Annotated in this window: 12 protein-coding genes; 6 read left to right on the forward strand and 6 right to left on the reverse strand. The window is 71.0% G+C overall.

The genetic code is table 11. From position 1 onward, the window contains the following. Positions 1-27 precede the first annotated feature (27 nt). The 4 genes from ElP_RS18770 to ElP_RS18790 are packed head-to-tail and all read right to left on the reverse strand — an operon-like array spanning position 28 to position 5279. Positions 28-906: a CDP-alcohol phosphatidyltransferase family protein gene (locus ElP_RS18770; protein WP_145271878.1), complete on the reverse strand. Its 879-nt coding sequence runs from the start codon at positions 904-906 to the stop codon at positions 28-30. Then, positions 903-2849 carry a glycosyltransferase family 39 protein gene (locus tag ElP_RS18775; RefSeq protein ID WP_145271880.1) on the reverse strand — a complete coding sequence of 649 codons (1947 nt, stop codon included), beginning with the start codon at positions 2847-2849 and terminating at the stop codon, positions 903-905. Before ElP_RS18775 ends, ElP_RS18770 begins: the two co-directional genes overlap by 4 nt. 49 nt (positions 2850-2898) lie before the next feature. Then, positions 2899-4488, reverse strand: a complete 1590-nt coding sequence (locus tag ElP_RS18780; RefSeq protein ID WP_197446165.1) for a lipopolysaccharide biosynthesis protein — start codon at positions 4486-4488, stop codon at positions 2899-2901. 47 nt (positions 4489-4535) lie between these two features. Then, positions 4536-5279 (reverse strand): class I SAM-dependent methyltransferase, encoded by a 744-nt coding sequence (locus tag ElP_RS18790; protein ID WP_231749177.1) that lies wholly within the window; start codon positions 5277-5279, stop codon positions 4536-4538. Between the two features lie 255 nt (positions 5280-5534). Here ElP_RS18790 and ElP_RS18795 point away from each other — a divergent pair, with 255 nt between their 5' ends. The 6 genes from ElP_RS18795 to hemG all read left to right on the forward strand — a co-directional run bounded on the left by ElP_RS18795 (position 5535) and on the right by hemG (position 12890). Then, the gene (locus ElP_RS18795) at positions 5535-6092 is read left to right on the forward strand and encodes a DUF2617 family protein (RefSeq protein ID WP_145271882.1); all 558 of its coding nucleotides are present in this window, start codon (positions 5535-5537) and stop codon (positions 6090-6092) included. A gap of 137 nt (positions 6093-6229) precedes the next feature. Continuing rightward, positions 6230-7267, forward strand: coding sequence for a uroporphyrinogen decarboxylase (gene hemE, locus ElP_RS18800; protein WP_145271884.1), 1038 nt, complete (start codon positions 6230-6232; stop codon positions 7265-7267). A 473-nt stretch (positions 7268-7740) separates the two neighbouring features. After that, on the forward strand, positions 7741-8784 hold the full coding sequence (locus tag ElP_RS18805) for a DUF1559 domain-containing protein (RefSeq protein ID WP_145271886.1): 1044 nt from the start codon (positions 7741-7743) through the stop codon (positions 8782-8784). 60 nt (positions 8785-8844) lie between these two features. After that, positions 8845-9033 (forward strand): hypothetical protein, encoded by a 189-nt coding sequence (locus tag ElP_RS18810; protein ID WP_145271888.1) that lies wholly within the window; start codon positions 8845-8847, stop codon positions 9031-9033. A 656-nt stretch (positions 9034-9689) separates the two neighbouring features. Next, complete coding sequence (locus tag ElP_RS18815; protein WP_145271890.1) at positions 9690-10769, forward strand: DUF1559 domain-containing protein; 1080 nt, start codon at positions 9690-9692, stop codon at positions 10767-10769. 657 nt (positions 10770-11426) lie between these two features. After that, positions 11427-12890 carry a protoporphyrinogen oxidase gene (gene hemG / locus ElP_RS18820; RefSeq protein WP_231749178.1) on the forward strand — a complete coding sequence of 488 codons (1464 nt, stop codon included), beginning with the start codon at positions 11427-11429 and terminating at the stop codon, positions 12888-12890. 64 nt (positions 12891-12954) lie between these two features. On the opposite strand, the gene ElP_RS18825 is transcribed toward hemG, so the two are convergent. Next, entirely contained in the window at positions 12955-13302 is a 348-nt protein-coding gene (locus tag ElP_RS18825) for a hypothetical protein (RefSeq protein WP_145271892.1), read from the reverse strand. 47 nt (positions 13303-13349) lie between these two features. Continuing rightward, positions 13350-14309: a type II secretion system F family protein gene (locus ElP_RS18830; protein ID WP_231749179.1), complete on the reverse strand. Its 960-nt coding sequence runs from the start codon at positions 14307-14309 to the stop codon at positions 13350-13352. Between the last annotated feature and the right edge of the window lie 51 nt (positions 14310-14360).

Raw genomic sequence — 14360 nt, forward strand, 5'->3', positions numbered from 1 at the left:
CGCGAGCATCGCCCAGGTCGTCCCGTTCTACGAGCGGGGATTGCCGGCGTGGCTGGCGCCAGGGGACGATGGCGTGGACGATCGTTCGATCGGTCGGAACCAGTCGGAGAACTCTTCGTCGACGGCCTTCCTCCGGACGGCCCTCGCGACCCGGGCCGAGGCGAGCACCGGGGCCATCGCCGCCATCGCCAGGGCGTAAGCCCGCCAGGCAACCTCCCACGCCGGAGGGAACACCACCGCCAGGGCCGACAGTCCGAGCAGCGTCATCAGCGAGACGTGGGGCTCGCACGACTTGTAGCAGGGCCACGTCAGCATCCCGATGCCTCGCTTCGGCCACGGGGCAGGGGGGCCCGGCCGCCCGCCGGAGCCGCCATCGACCCGGAAGGAGCCGGCGGACCGCTTGAGCGGCTGGAAGAACGCCTTGTATCGGCAATCGTTGTGGATGCTCAGGAAGGTCCAGCCCGCCGAGACCGCGAAACCGGCTGCCGCCCAGGAGGGATCCCCCGTCCGGTTCGCGAGCCCGAAGCCGAGCGAGAATCCGAGCGCCATCGAGGCCGCGTGATGCATCAGATAATCGAGATAGACCCCGACGAGCCCCGCGGTCCCCCGCCAGCGGGCGACCTGTCCGTCGACCCGGTCGAGCCAGAACGCCAGGAGGCAGAGCAGGGACCCGGCGACGAACCCGGCGCGCGTCCCGAGGCCGATCGCCGCGGCGGAGGAGAGCGAGGCGGCCAGCGCCGCCATCGTCAGTTGATTCGCCGAGCATCCGAGCCGGACGGCGAGCCAGGTCCCATAGACCGCGGTCGGCCGGGCGAAGCGCCGGGCGAGCCAGTTGCCGATCCGGGCGTCGGGGCCGAACAGCTCCCGGCGCCGAAGCTCGGAGAGGGTCGGGTGGCGGGCGGTCATTGGAGCGGGTCCCGGTCGGGGGCGGAGGCGATCGGTGACGGGTCGTGGAGGTCGTAGAGCGCGTACCGCCGGGTGACGCCGTCGGGGTCGGTGATCGATTCGGCGTGCAGCGGCACCCGGCCGTCGAGCCAGGGGGCGAGCAGCCGGCCGAGCTCGGGGTCGAACTCGACGGCGTCCTCGGGGACGGGCGGGCAGAGCAGCAGGTGGGTGAACCCGCGCCCGACGAGGTGGGTGACGACCTGGTCGGGGGACTCGCCCCGGGTCCCCAGGCCGGTCCGCCGGCGGTGGGCCTTCTCCATGGTGTAGGGCCGGGAGAGGTAGAACCCCCGGTGGTCCTGGCCGACGATCCGGGCATGCTCGGGCAGGTGGTCGTCGATCCACCGGCCGACCCGGTAGGTCGGCTCTCGACGGCTGAGGAACTCGTCATGTGATTCGAGCCCGATCGCCGCGGCGAGGCCGTGCCGGGCGCGGGAGGCGGCGATCGTCGCCTCGAAGGCGAGCACCAGGGCGAGACCCGACAGCAGCAGCCTGGGGGCGATCCCCCTGCGTTCCCGCCAACCGAGGGCCAGCCAGGCGACCGCCACCGACATCGGCCCGACGGCGAGCAGGACGAATCGCATGCTCTGGCGCTGGGTCAGGCAGAGCACGACGAAGGCATACGACACGGCGACGATCGCGGCGAGCCGGGCCGGGGGGCGGCGGAGCAGCATCGCCGGCAGGAACAGGAGGAAGGCGGGGCCGAACTGGTGGGCGAAGCTGTCGAAGCGGTTCGGGTCGAGGGTCATCGGCACCAGCGCGGTCAGGACGTTCCAGGGGGTGGGGTCCATCGGCCGCTTGTCGGGGGTCAGCACCACGTCGAAGCCCGAGCCGAAGACGTCCCGGAAGAACGGGTGGACCGGGTTCCCGGTGGCGAGGTACGCCCTCAGATACCAGCACCCGCCGATCAGCGCGGCGACGCCCCCGAAGAGGGCCGCGTGCGCCAGGGCCGATCGGACCGGCAGCCGGCCCGGCCGGGCGGCCAGCACCATCCCCAGGCCGATCACCCCGGCCCAGACGAGGGCCGGGTACTTCACCCCCATCGCCAGGCCGGCCAGCACTCCGGCGAGCGCGGCGGCACCCGGGGTCGGCCGGTCGAGCCAGCGGCACCAGGCGACCAGGGCCGCCGTGCCGAAGGTGGCGAGGGCCACGTCGTTCAGCGGCGCCCCCATGCCGTTGGAGACCGCCGGCACGCCCAGGGCGATCGTCGCCGCCCACCGGGCCCGATCACCCAGGAAGGGCCGGGCCAGGCTCGCCACGTTCAGGGCGAAGGCGATCCCGAGCGTCCACTGGACCAGCCGGCACGCGACCGGGCCCCGGAAGGCCAGCGCGACGGCGTAGAGCAGCTCCGTGACCAGCGGGTAGACCGTCTCGTGGAGGTCCGGATCGAAGGACGCCGAGCCGTCGCCGAGGAACAGCTTCGGCACCTGGAGGTGGTAGCAGAGGGCGTCGCCGTCGGTCGGCGGGGCCAGGGCGGTCAGCAGCGAACCGACCAGGATGACGATGAGGGAGGCGTCGAAGACGAGGTCGAGGGGGTGCAGGCCGTGGCGTCGAACCGGGTTGTCGGGGCGATCCGCCTCGGGCGATGCCCCCTCACCCCGGCCCGCACCCCGCTCGCGGGGGGCGGGGTAGGGTTGACCCGGGGCGGGGTCGAGGACGGTGGCCGAACGCGACCAGATCACTCCGACGAGCCCGAGGCCGAGCACCGTCAGCAACCCCTCCGGCCCGAGTCGACCGAACTGGGCCAGGCCGAGGGCCGCGGTGGCCAGGGTGCCCAGTCCCAGCGTGATCGCCAGGCCGAGGGCGTCGGCCGGGTACTCGGGGCGCGGGCCGAGGCGCCGGAGCAGGGCGAGGCCGACGGCCGCCGACCACGAGGCGAGGAGGAGGGTGAAACCGAGGTCGAGCATCCGTGCGCTCCTGGGTGTCGATCCGTCGACGGGCCGGGGCCGTCGCCGATCAGCCGGCCTCGGGTCGCCCCGAGTCCGGACGAGGCGGGGCCCCGCGCCCGAATCGCCCGGCCAGCCCGCCCCAGCCGTGGGACCGGCCCCAAACCGCCAACGCGGGCAGTCCCCAGGCGGCGAGCAGCAGCAGGCGGAGGGTGAACGTCTTCCAGGACGGGCCGCCGATCGGCAGGTGGGCCGCGAGCAGGGCACCGGCCGCGTACCAGCAAATTGTCCGGGCGAGCCGGGCCTGGTGGGCCAGCCAGCCCCGGGATCCGAGTCCGCCCACCAGGGCCGAGAGGCTGGTCAGCAGGTAGACCGTCGCGTAGCCGGCCGTCATCCCCCAGGCGACGCCGACGATCCCCGATCGCATCGCCCCGATCCCGCCGACCGCGGCCGCCAGCAGCAGGCCGGGCAGGGTGACCAGGGCCAGGCGATAGGGGCGGTCGACGGCGATCATCGCCTCCCGGGCCGGCAGGGCCAGCCCCAGCAGCACCGTCCCGGGCAGCAGCGGCCGGAGGGCCTCCAGGCCAGGGGCGTATCGGGGGACCAGCGTCCCCAGGAACGTCGGGGCGACGAGGTAGGCCACGGCGCTGCCGGCGATCAGCGGCGGGGCCATCGCTTCGACCACCCGGGCGGCCTGCCTCGCCACGGCGACGGGATCCCGGGTGCGTCCCAGCGTCGTCTGGAAATAGGTATACATGACCGAGGCGATCCGCCCGCCCAGGTCGAGCGTCCAGCCGGTACCCATCAGGGCGATCGCGTAGTAGCCGGCCGCCTCGGCGCCATCAGGGGCCAGCGAGAGGATCAGCACGCGGTCGAGGCTCAACAGCCCGGCGAAGGCGGCCGAGTTGGCCAGGATCGGCAGGCCGGTCCGCAGCAGCCGGAGCGTGATCGGGCCGTCCCAGGCCAGGCCCAGCCGCATGGGGTGCCGGGCGTGGAGGTAGGCGACGTTGAAGAGGCCGAGCAGGCCGATAGCCGCCAGCAGGCCCCACAGGCCCGCCAGCCAGAGGCCCAGGGCCACCAGGGCGGCGAACAGGGCCGCGTCGACGACGGCCAGCTCCGTCGTCAGGGCGAACCGGCGCTGGGCGCGGTGCAGGGCGATCAGGAAGTCCTGATATCGCTTGATGAGCACGAGGGCCGCCACCGCGATTAGGCCGGCGGACCAGGCCAGGGCGGTCGGGTCGGGGTCGGGGCCCCTCGGCCACCGCCACCAGGCCAGGGCGAGCAGCCCGGCGGCGTAGAGCAGGGCGGCGGCGGTGCAGGCGGCGAAGGAGGCGTCGGCCACGCGCCTCGCCTCGTCCTCCCGGCCCGAGGCCAGGAGCACGGGAATCTCCTGGACGGCCCCCCGGCCGATGCCGAGGCTGGCGCGGTTGGCGTGGTCGAGGGTCAGCCGGAGTCCGGAGTAGATGCCGTGCTGCGCGGGGTCGAGTCCCCACTTCATCGCCAGGGCGGTCAGGGTGCCGAGGGCGCGCTCGAGCTGGCCGCCGACCGTCACGATCAGGCTGTCGTTCAGGGCGCGACGGCCCTCGGCGGCCGGGGGCTCGGCGGCCCCCGGGGGGCGGGCGACGGCGGGGGCGGGGGGAGGGCTCGGGATGGCGGTCACGGATGCTCACCGCTCGATGGAGGGACGCGGGGCCCGACCGGGCCGGATCAGAGCGCGGCGACGCAGAATTGCGAGCGGGCGACCTCGTCGGCCGGGCCGACGGGGATCGGGCCGACCTCGGCCAGCCGGATGCCGGCCTGGCGGTACCAGGCGGCGGTGTCGTAGCCGAACCGATTGTAGGTCCGGTCCGTATCCTCGTTGTGCGCCACCCAACGGCGGGCGACCCGGATCGCCTCGCGACGGATCCGGTCGGCCACCTCGGGGGCGTTGTGGAGGATCACCGCGGAGGTGAGCACCAGGTCGAACGAGGAATCCGGGAACGGCAGCCGCTGGCCGTCCCCCAGGAGCAGGGAGAGGCCGTCGAGGTCGTCGAGGTACTCCTGGGCGTAGTCGAGCTGGGAGGGGCTGAAGTCGACCCCGACCAGCGCCGCGGCGGGCAGTCGGCCTCGCAGTTCTCGGAGCTGCTTGCCGTAGCCGCAGCCGATCTCCAGCACCGAGTCCGGGGCGTATCGGGCGATCCGGTCGGCCAGCCACTCGGCGCGTCGGGCTCGGCCCGGCTGGCCTTCCTGTTCCCGAAAATAATCATGGCCGCCACGCAGGTTCCAATACGAGCGCGGGTTTCGGTAGAGTATCCGTCTCCTCCAGGAGGGCCAGCGACGGAGGCCTCGACGCAGGGCCTTGTGCCAGACGTACCGGGGCCCCCGCCGCCTCCAGGCGTCGACGACGCGTTCCGGGAGCGGCGGGGGGGAGTCGAGGTCGAAGCTGGTGGATCGGGCTCGGATCGGGATCACCGCGGTCCTCCGTGGCGATCGAGGGCCGGGCGGCACGGCCCGGGTCGCGGTCCTTCGCGAGTCATCCCCCTCGGCGGCGGGGCGAGTCTAAGGCCGGCCCGCTCGGGGGTCAAGCCGAGAGGGTCCGTTGCCTGAACGCGACGAGTTCGGGTCGGAGCCTGACGCGGTTCGCCTCCGATTGCGGTCATACTATAATATCCTCAGTGCCCGTCTCGGGGCGTGATCAGGGACGAGCGATCAAGGGGAGACGTCGGGATGGGCGTCAGCTACGGTCGGTCGAAGGTCGTCGACCTCGAATTCCAGGTCTTCGCCCGGGCAATCCACCCGGACTGGTTCGCCGTCCGCAGCCACCGCCGGGTCAGCCGTCCGGCCTGGGAGGCCGACCTCAGAATCATCGAGGGCGGCCACGCGATCACCTGGACCAACGGGACGGGATGCCTGACCGAGGTGCTCCGCGGGCCGGAGACCCCGCTGCCCGACCGGGGCGTGCTGCTGCGCCGTCCGGTCCGCCACGAGCACTCGGCGACCCTCCGGCAGGGGGTCGCCGTCGAGTACCAGACCTGCTTCGATTCCGAACGCCTCGACGACGAGGTCTTCCGCCACCTCTGCGACGAGCTGTCGCTCGACGCGGGGAAGGGGCTCTACCACCGCTTCTCCCCCCGGAACCGCATGGCCCCCTCGCCGGTCAGCTTCATCCGGGTCGATCCCCGGGCCAACGGCCTCTCCGTGCAGGCCTTCCACACTTTCCCTGACGATTGCTCGATCGTCCGCACGCAATCACTCTTCGAGGTGCTCGACCCCGGCCGCCGCTGACCCATCGGCCCCCCGGGGCGGCATCGTGGCGGGTATGCTGGACTTCCCCGCAATCTTGCGCGCAGAATGGGCAGGGACGGGCGGGCGCACGGATGCCCGACACCGGATGTCGCATCGAATCGACGGGGACGTCGCAAATGCCGGATCGTCGCGAGGATCCTCCCTTCCTGAAGGCCTGCCGGCGCGAGCCGACCGAGGTGACGCCGATCTGGCTGATGCGGCAGGCGGGCCGCTACATGGCCGACTACCGGGAGTTGCGCTCCAAGGTCTCCTTCCTGGAGCTGTGCAAGACGCCGGACCTGGCGACCGAAGTCACGGTGACCGCCGCCGAGCGGCTGGGCGTCGACGCGGCGATCCTCTTCGCCGACATCCTGCTGATCCTGGAGCCCCTGGGCCTGGACCTGGAGTTCGCCAAGGGGGAGGGGCCGGTCATCCACAACCCGGTGGTCGAGCCGATCGACGTCGACCGGATCCGGCCGATGGCCGACGCCGGGGCCCTGAGCTACGTGACGGAGGCCGTGGCGCAGATCCGGGCGGCGCTGCCCCCCTCGGTGCCGCTCATCGGTTTCGCCGGCGCCCCGTTCACGCTGGCCTGTTACGCGATCGAGGGTGGAGGCTCCCGCCACTACGACCGCGCCAAGGCCTTCATGTACCGCGACCCGGCGGCCTGGGACGTGCTGATGGGGCGGCTGACCGACGCCACCGCCCTGTACCTGAACGCCCAGGCCGAGGCCGGCGCCCAGGCCCTGCAACTCTTCGACAGCTGGGTGGGGACGCTCTCGCCCCGCGACTACAAACGCTTCGTCCAGCCCCACATGCGCCGCCTCTTCGCGGCGCTCCCGGCCGACGTCCCGGCGATCCACTTCGGCACCGGCACCGCCACCCTGCTGGAGGCGCAGCGGGACGCCGGGGGCTCGGTGATCGGCCTCGACTGGCGGGTCGAGCTGGACGAGGCCTGGGACCGGCTCGGGCCCGGGGTGGGGGTGCAGGGGAACCTCGACCCGGTCGTCCTGCTGTCGACCCGGGAGGAGATCGAGCGTCAGGCCCGCCTGGTCCTCCAGCAGGCCGCAGGCCGTCCGGGCCACATCTTCAACCTGGGGCACGGGATCTTGCCGCAGACGCCGGTCGATCACGTCCGGGCGCTCGTCGATTTCGTGCACGAATGGCGCGGATAGGGGCTTGCACCGGCCCCAGGCGGCTTCGTCGATCGTCCGCGATTTCCCCGGGATGTGGCGGGATCACACTTGTCGACGGCCCGCACGCGTGCGTAAACTGGGTGACGTACGCATTCCTGCCTGGACATCCACCCGGACGGGCTCCCCTCCCGGCCGGGTCGCATGAAGGTCCCACGTCTGGTTGGGCGGCGTCCCTCCCGAGCGATCGGGGGGACAATCATTTTGCCGTTGTCGCCTAACTCCATCGAGACTCGTCGAGCGTCGGATCGCGCGTTCCGGATCCGGTTTTGTCATCATTCAGGACACCCGATCTTCGGCCGCCGAGACGCTGAGCGGAAACCCTGCAGGGCGTCGCTTGCCCTGTCCGGATCGACACTCGAGGCGCATCGTCCGTCACCTCCGGGCGAACCCGAGACCGACGTCCTCCTGTCTGTCATCGCATCCCCCAATCCCACCCCAAGGAGCATCCCCCCATGTCTCATCGATCGGCCTCGAGGAGAGGGTTCACGCTGATCGAGTTGCTCGTCGTCATCGCCATCATCGGCGTGCTCATCGCCCTGCTGCTGCCCGCCGTGCAGAGCGCCCGGGAGGCCGCCCGGCGTGCCCAGTGCACCAACCATCTGAAGCAGATGGGCCTGGCCCTGCATAATTACGAGAGCTCGATCGGATCCTTCCCGACCGGGTTGATGTACCGCACCCAGAATAACCCGGTGAACAACCCCTGCGCCGGCGGCATCTACACGCCGGGCGGGCAGTGGGGGCACAGCATGTTCCATTACATGTTGCCCCAGCTGGAGCAGGCGGTCCTGGCGAACGCCTACAATTACTCGGTCCTCTCGGCGGACATCCGCAACGCGACCGCCCAGGCGGCGGTGGTCGACACGTACATCTGCCCCTCCGAGGAGCGATTGCCGGCGCCCCGGGGCATCGACTGGGAGGCGCGGGTCTATTACTACCCGTACAACCAGCGGTCGTATGCCGGCGTGGCCGGCGACGTGGAGCTGCTCCGCTACATCAACGCGGCCGGTCCGCCCTGGGACGGGTACTGCAACCGGATCAAGCCCACCGGCATGTTCGGCCTGAACTACCAGTTCAAGATCGCCGACGTCCGGGACGGCCTGAGCAATACCATGTTCATCGGCGAGTATTCCCGATTCCCGAACGAGCCCGGGTCCTCCATCTTCAACTTCTGGACGATCAACGGCTGGTTCGGCGACGACCTGGGAGGCTCCCGCCCGCCGATCTTCGCCTACACGGTGCCGAAGATCAACGCCCCGTCGTATGACACCGGCGGCACGTATGCCTACGTCGACAACCGGGGTCCCGAGGACTGGAAGTACGACTCGATCGCCCAGAACTACGGGCAGTTCGGCTTCCGCAGCCTCCACCCGGGCGGTGCCCTGTTCCTGCTGGGCGACGGGTCGGTCCGGTTCATCAAGCAGACCATCGCATTGCAGACGCTCTGGGCCCTCGGGACCCGGGCCGGCGGCGAGGTGATCAGCTCCGACCAGTACTGAGCCCCGCAGGTCCCCTGGCGTCCCCACGTAACGCCACCGGCAACCGGAACCGGAGATCCCATGATCCGACTCGCGATGCGATCCGCCCTGGTGTTGCTGCCCCTGCTCGCCGGATGTGCCGGCGAGGAGGAGCCGCCCCCGCCGCCCCCCGCGCCTCCCCAGGAGGCGAGCGACGCCTCGAAGGCACGCTACACCGTCGGCGACGGGGCGGCGGCCCCTCCCCAGGCCCCCCAGCCGATCCCCGAGTGATCGGGCCGAAGGCAGGCCATCAATCCTCCGCTCCTCAAGGCGGCGTCCCGGGTCGATGACCCGGGACGTCGCCTCGTTCGCTTCTCCCCCGTAGCCGTGACGCGGGCCCGCCATTCGACCCGAAGGTCGACCGCAAATCCTTGTGTGAGATCGTGTTCTGATGCAAACACTGCGGCCTTGGGGACGCAACTCCGGCGACCGGACGGAATTTCGGCCGTGAAGAAATGATGCTTGCCGCCCGCCTTGACACTTGAGTAATGTAGTCATCGTTCCTCGGCGCACGTGGATCGACGCAATCCTCTCTCACCGATCTGAGACCTGCTCGGGTCGGGATGCGTGATCGTGCCGTGCTCGGAGATCTCGGCCGCACCCCCCACGGGGCATTTCGATTCGGGGGCGAACGCTCGTCTCCTGACCGGGTGATCTTGCGCCCGACCGATGGCACGGCCTTGGCATCCAAGATGCTCGTGACCGCGAACGACCCGGCACGATTCAGGTCGGGTGATGGTTAATTGATTCGGTCGCCGCGGATCGATCGCCCCAATCGTCACCATCCTCTAACGCGATCCTCAAATCATGCAAGCAGCCGACCTGAAATCGGGGCCGGTCGCGATCGGTGATTTTACATCCATGTTCCGTACCAAGGAGTCGTGAAGATGAAGAGCCGAACGTCCTCGAGGCGCGGTTTCACGCTGATCGAGCTGTTGGTCGTCATCGCCATCATCGGCGTGCTCATCGCCCTGCTGCTGCCCGCCGTGCAGAGCGCCCGGGAGGCGGCCCGGAGGGCCCAGTGCACCAACAACCTCAAGCAGATCGGCCTGGGCCTGGCCAATTACGAGAGTTCCTACGGCGTCTTCCCGCCGGCCTCGTTCTACTACGCGAAGCCCAATGACGGCAGTTGTTCCGGCCCGATCTACGGTTCGCGCGGGCACAGCATGTTCACGATGATCCTGCCGTTCGTGGAGCAGGGGAACATCTACCAGGCCATCAACATGGACCTGCCCCCGGCCGGGGTCGCCGGCACGTCGAGCCAGGGGATGGGATACATCCAGAGCACGGCGTACGTGACCGTGGTCAACAGTTTCGTCTGCCCGTCGGACATCGACACCAAGTCGAGCTTCACGGCCGGCGTCAATGGGAATGCCTATTCCCCGACCTCCTATGCCGCTTCGACGGGCACCAACGACGTCTATCGCTGGTGGCTCGGCTGCCCGAACATGATCCCGACCGACGGCGCGTTCAGCGTCGACGACAAGACCTTCAAGATCTCGGAGTATCGTGACGGCCTGAGCAACACGATCTTTGTGGGCGAGAAGGCCCGGTTCATCAATGATCCGGACGAAATCTTCAACTTCTGGAACCGATCGCTGTGGTTCGGCGCCGCCGGCCACACCCGCCCGCAGGGCATGGCCTCGACCGGCCCCCGACTGAACTCCGGACTGCTGGTCCCGGAGCCCGAAGGGGTCTGGACCGCGCCGGCCGATTCGCAGAGTTGGATCTATCAGAACGGCGGAGGCCTGGAGATGGGGCAGTTCGGCTTCCTGAGCCAGCACCCGGGCGGCGCGAACTTCCTGTTCGGCGACGGCTCGGTCCGCTTCCTCAAGGAGACGATCGACATCGGCAACGCGGCCCAGTTCGCCCCCAGCGCCGCCGGCAACGGCCAGGACCGCGTCGGCATTTATCGCAACCTGTCGACCCGCAAGGGCGGCGAGGTCGTCTCCGCCGACCAGTTCTGAGTCCCGGACCGAGGTCCCGCCCGGGGCCCGCCCCGGGATCACCGTCACCACGAGATGATTGAACCGATGACCACCTTTCGAACCCTGATTTTGCTCCCGGCCGCGATGGTCGCAACCCTGGGCCTCGTCGGATGCTCCGGCGGCGGTGGCCCCTCGGCGCCGGACATCGACCCGGACACTCCCCCGCCCTCGGCCTCGCCGGGCATCCCCCCGGGCATGGGCCCCTCGTCCACGCCGGCCGAGTCGGCCCCCGCGGCGTCCGGGGTCGACTGAGCCCGAACCAGGGACCAGGCCGTCGGGCGTCTTCGAGGATGTTCGGGCGGCTGGAGGGACCATCTTCGGGATCCATTCGCCTCTTCGGGGGCAGCGGGCCGATTCCGGGCCCCGTCGGACCTGATCCGGCGGGGCCCGGCCCGATGGGGATTGGGGGCAATCCCGGGGGTTGTCCGGCGCCCGGTCTCCTATGGATGTAGGCCCCGATTCCGCCCGACAGGGCCGCAATTTTTCCCGGGATGGTGGATCGGGCTCGGAGCTTGTCGGGGGTGGCCCCGTCGCGTTATACCGGGACCGGGGTCCCATCCCCGTCAGGCGGGCTCCGCCGAAGGCCGGGGCCGGGTCGGGCGGTCCCGGCGACCCCGAGGACGAGGAGTGCGCGCGGTGTCGAATCGACTCACCCATCCCGATCGGGTCATCGTCGTCGGGGCCGGGCTCTCCGGCCTGACGGCGGCCCACCGGCTGGTCGAAGGCCTCGGGGATGAGGCGTCGCCGGTCGAGGTCGTGGTGCTGGAGGCCCGGAGTCGGATCGGGGGGGCGATCTGGACCGACCGGGTCGACGGCTTCACGCTCGAAGGCGGGGCCGATTCGTTCATCACCAACAAGCCCCAGGCATTGGACCTGTGCCGTTCGATCGGCCTGGGGGACCAGCTCATCGGCACCGACGACCGCCACCGGCGCTCGTTCGTGGTCCGAGGCGGGAAGCTGCTGCCGGTGCCCGAGGGGTTCGTGCTGATGGCGCCCCAGCGGCTCGGGCCGCTGCTGGCCTCGCCGATCCTCTCGTGGCGGGGCAAGCTCCGGATGGCGATGGATCTGGTCCTCCCCCCCAGGCGGGACGACGCCGACGAGAGCCTGGCGAGCTTCGTCCGGCGTCGGCTCGGTCGGGAGGCGCTGGATCGCCTGGTCCAGCCGCTGGTCGGCGGCATCTACACGGCCGACCCCGAGGAGCTGAGCCTCCGGGCCACGCTGCCGCAGTTCCCGATGATGGAGCGCGAGCACGGCAGCCTGATCCGCGCCGCCCTGCGTCAGGGGCGGGCCGCCCGGCAGGGGAGTCGGGGGGAGTCGGGGGCGCGTTACAGCCTCTTCCAGACCCTCGCCGCGGGCATGGACACCCTGCCCGAGACGCTGGCCGGCGCCCTCCCCAGGGGGGCGATCCGGCGGTCGAGCCCCGTCCGGAGGGTCGCCCGGCAGGGCCCGGAGGGGACCTGGCGGGTCGAGCTGCTGGACGGCCCCGCGCTGGAGGCCCGGGCGGTGATCCTGGCCGTCGAGGCCCATGCGGCGGCCCGGCTGATCGACGGCGAGGCGCCGGACCTGGCCCTGGACCTCAGGTCGATCCCCTATGCCTCCTCGGCGATCGTCCAGCTGGGCTACCCGAGGGACCGGGTGTCGCACCCGCTCGACGGCTTCGGGCTGGTCGTGCCGGCGGTCGAGGGCCGGGAGATCCTGGCGGTGTCCTTCACCAGCGTGAAGTTCCCGGGCCGGGCGCCGGAGGGGACGGTGCTGCTCCGCGTCTTCATCGGCGGCGCCTTGCAGGGTCACCTGTTCGACCGGGACGATGAGGAGCTGGCCGCGCTGGCCCGGCGGGAGGTGGGCGAGTTGCTGGGCGCCTCGGGCGACCCGCTGGTCTGCCGGGTCGCCCGCCACCCGAGGGCGATGCCGCAATACACGCTCGGCCACCTGGACCGGGTGGCCTCGATCCGACGCCGGGCGGCCTCGCAGCCGGGGCTGATCCTGGCCGGCAACGCGTTCTCCGGGGTCGGCGTGCCGGATTGCGTCCGGAGCGGCCGGGAGGCGGCCGAGCAGGCGCTCCGGATCCTGGCCGAGGCCAGGGGCCGGGCCGTCGCCTGAAGGCCGGGCCCGATCCGCCCCGGGACGCCCCTCGCCGCCCGTGGGGGGCGGCGAGGGGTCCGGGTCATTTCAGGCGATGATGCCTCATGACCAGGACGCCGACCATCAGGCTGAAGGCCAGCATGCCGACGGCCCACTCCGGCCGCCAGGGCCCCCGCCGGAACGCGTGCTGGTAGGCCCGCCGGAGGAGGACGCTGGCCTCGTCGAGGTAGAGATGGACCAGGTCGAGCGACGGCGTGCTGACGGTCGGGATCGGCCCGAACATCGCGGCCCACCGGATGTAGCAGAGCTTCCCGCCGTCGAAGAGCAGCGGCAGCGTGAGCAGGCCGACCAGGAACACGAAGGCCTGCTGCCCGGTCGATCGCGGCGGCGAGGCGTGGGGGTCGATGTAGGTCGCTTGGACTTTCCGCATGGCGGGCCTCCGGTCCGTCAGGTCGAATCGAGTTCCCCTCGGAACGTTCACTTGTTCATCATCGTGTCCATGATCTTGATCGCGGCGGGGCCGACGAGCACCACGAAGACGCCCGGGAAGATGAACATGATCAGCGGGAGCATGATCTTCACCGCGGTCTGGGCCGCCTTCTCCTCGGCCATCTGGCGTCGTCGGGTCCGCATCGCGTCGGACTGGACGCGGAGGGCGGCGCCGATCGGCGAGCCGAACTTCTCCGCCTGGATGATGACCGCCGCCAGGGCCCGGACGTCCTCGACCCCGGTGCGGATCCCCAGGTCCCGGAGGGCCTCCCGGCGGGGCCGGCCCATCTGGATCTGGAAGTTGACGATGTTCAGCTCGTCGCAGACCTCGGGGCACGACTCGTTCAGCTCGGCGGTCACGCGACGCATGGCGGCGTCGAAGCCGAGGCCGGCCTCGACGCAGACGACCATCAGGTCCAACGCATCGGGCAGGCCGAGGAAGATGGCCTTCTGCCGGGCCCGGCGCTTCTGGGAGACGACGAAGCCGGGCAGGTAGAAGCCGATGCCGCCGGCGGCGACCATCGTCAGCAGGCTGTTGCGGTCGAACCCCTTGGAGAGTGCGGCGGGGGTGGCCAGGGCCAGCCCCAGCAGCAAGCTGAGCATCTTCATGCCGAGGAAGATCTGCACCGCCTGGGGGCTCCGGATCCCTGCGTTGAGCAGGGTCAGGCGGATCTTGCCCAGCTCGGCCTCGTCCTTCGGCTGCATCGGCGCGGAGAGGCGTCGGGCGGCCTCGGCCACCTTCTCCTGGATCCGCGTGCGTTCTCGCGTTTGCCGGAGGCGTTCGAGCTCGTCCTGGGGGCGCTCGAGCATCCGCTTGAGGCGGTCCTCGGCCTTGGTCGGTCGGCTGGACAGGACCAGCAGCAGGGCCCAGCCGCCGAGCATGATGGCCAGGAAGGTGGCCATCGGCACCAGGGTCTCGGGGGTCAGGGAGCTCTCGAGGGTGGGCACGGCTGGGCCTCTCAGGCGGTCGTCGGCCGACTCGGGGGTCGGCCGGATCGG

The organism is Tautonia plasticadhaerens (assembly GCF_007752535.1).
Classification (GTDB): domain Bacteria; phylum Planctomycetota; class Planctomycetia; order Isosphaerales; family Isosphaeraceae; genus Tautonia; species Tautonia plasticadhaerens.

Excerpts from the sequence above, each read along its gene's own strand:
- ElP_RS18770 (WP_145271878.1), bottom strand. The coding sequence starts at position 906 with ATGACCGCCCGCCACCCGACCCTCTCCGAGCTTCGGCGCCGGGAGCTG.
- ElP_RS18775 (WP_145271880.1), bottom strand. The coding sequence starts at position 2,849 with ATGCTCGACCTCGGTTTCACCCTCCTCCTCGCCTCGTGGTCGGCGGCC.
- ElP_RS18795 (WP_145271882.1), top strand. The coding sequence starts at position 5,535 with ATGGGCGTCAGCTACGGTCGGTCGAAGGTCGTCGACCTCGAATTCCAG.
- hemE (WP_145271884.1), top strand. The coding sequence starts at position 6,230 with ATGCCGGATCGTCGCGAGGATCCTCCCTTCCTGAAGGCCTGCCGGCGC.
- ElP_RS18805 (WP_145271886.1), top strand. The coding sequence starts at position 7,741 with ATGTCTCATCGATCGGCCTCGAGGAGAGGGTTCACGCTGATCGAGTTG.
- ElP_RS18810 (WP_145271888.1), top strand. The coding sequence starts at position 8,845 with ATGATCCGACTCGCGATGCGATCCGCCCTGGTGTTGCTGCCCCTGCTC.
- ElP_RS18815 (WP_145271890.1), top strand. The coding sequence starts at position 9,690 with ATGAAGAGCCGAACGTCCTCGAGGCGCGGTTTCACGCTGATCGAGCTG.
- ElP_RS18825 (WP_145271892.1), bottom strand. The coding sequence starts at position 13,302 with ATGCGGAAAGTCCAAGCGACCTACATCGACCCCCACGCCTCGCCGCCG.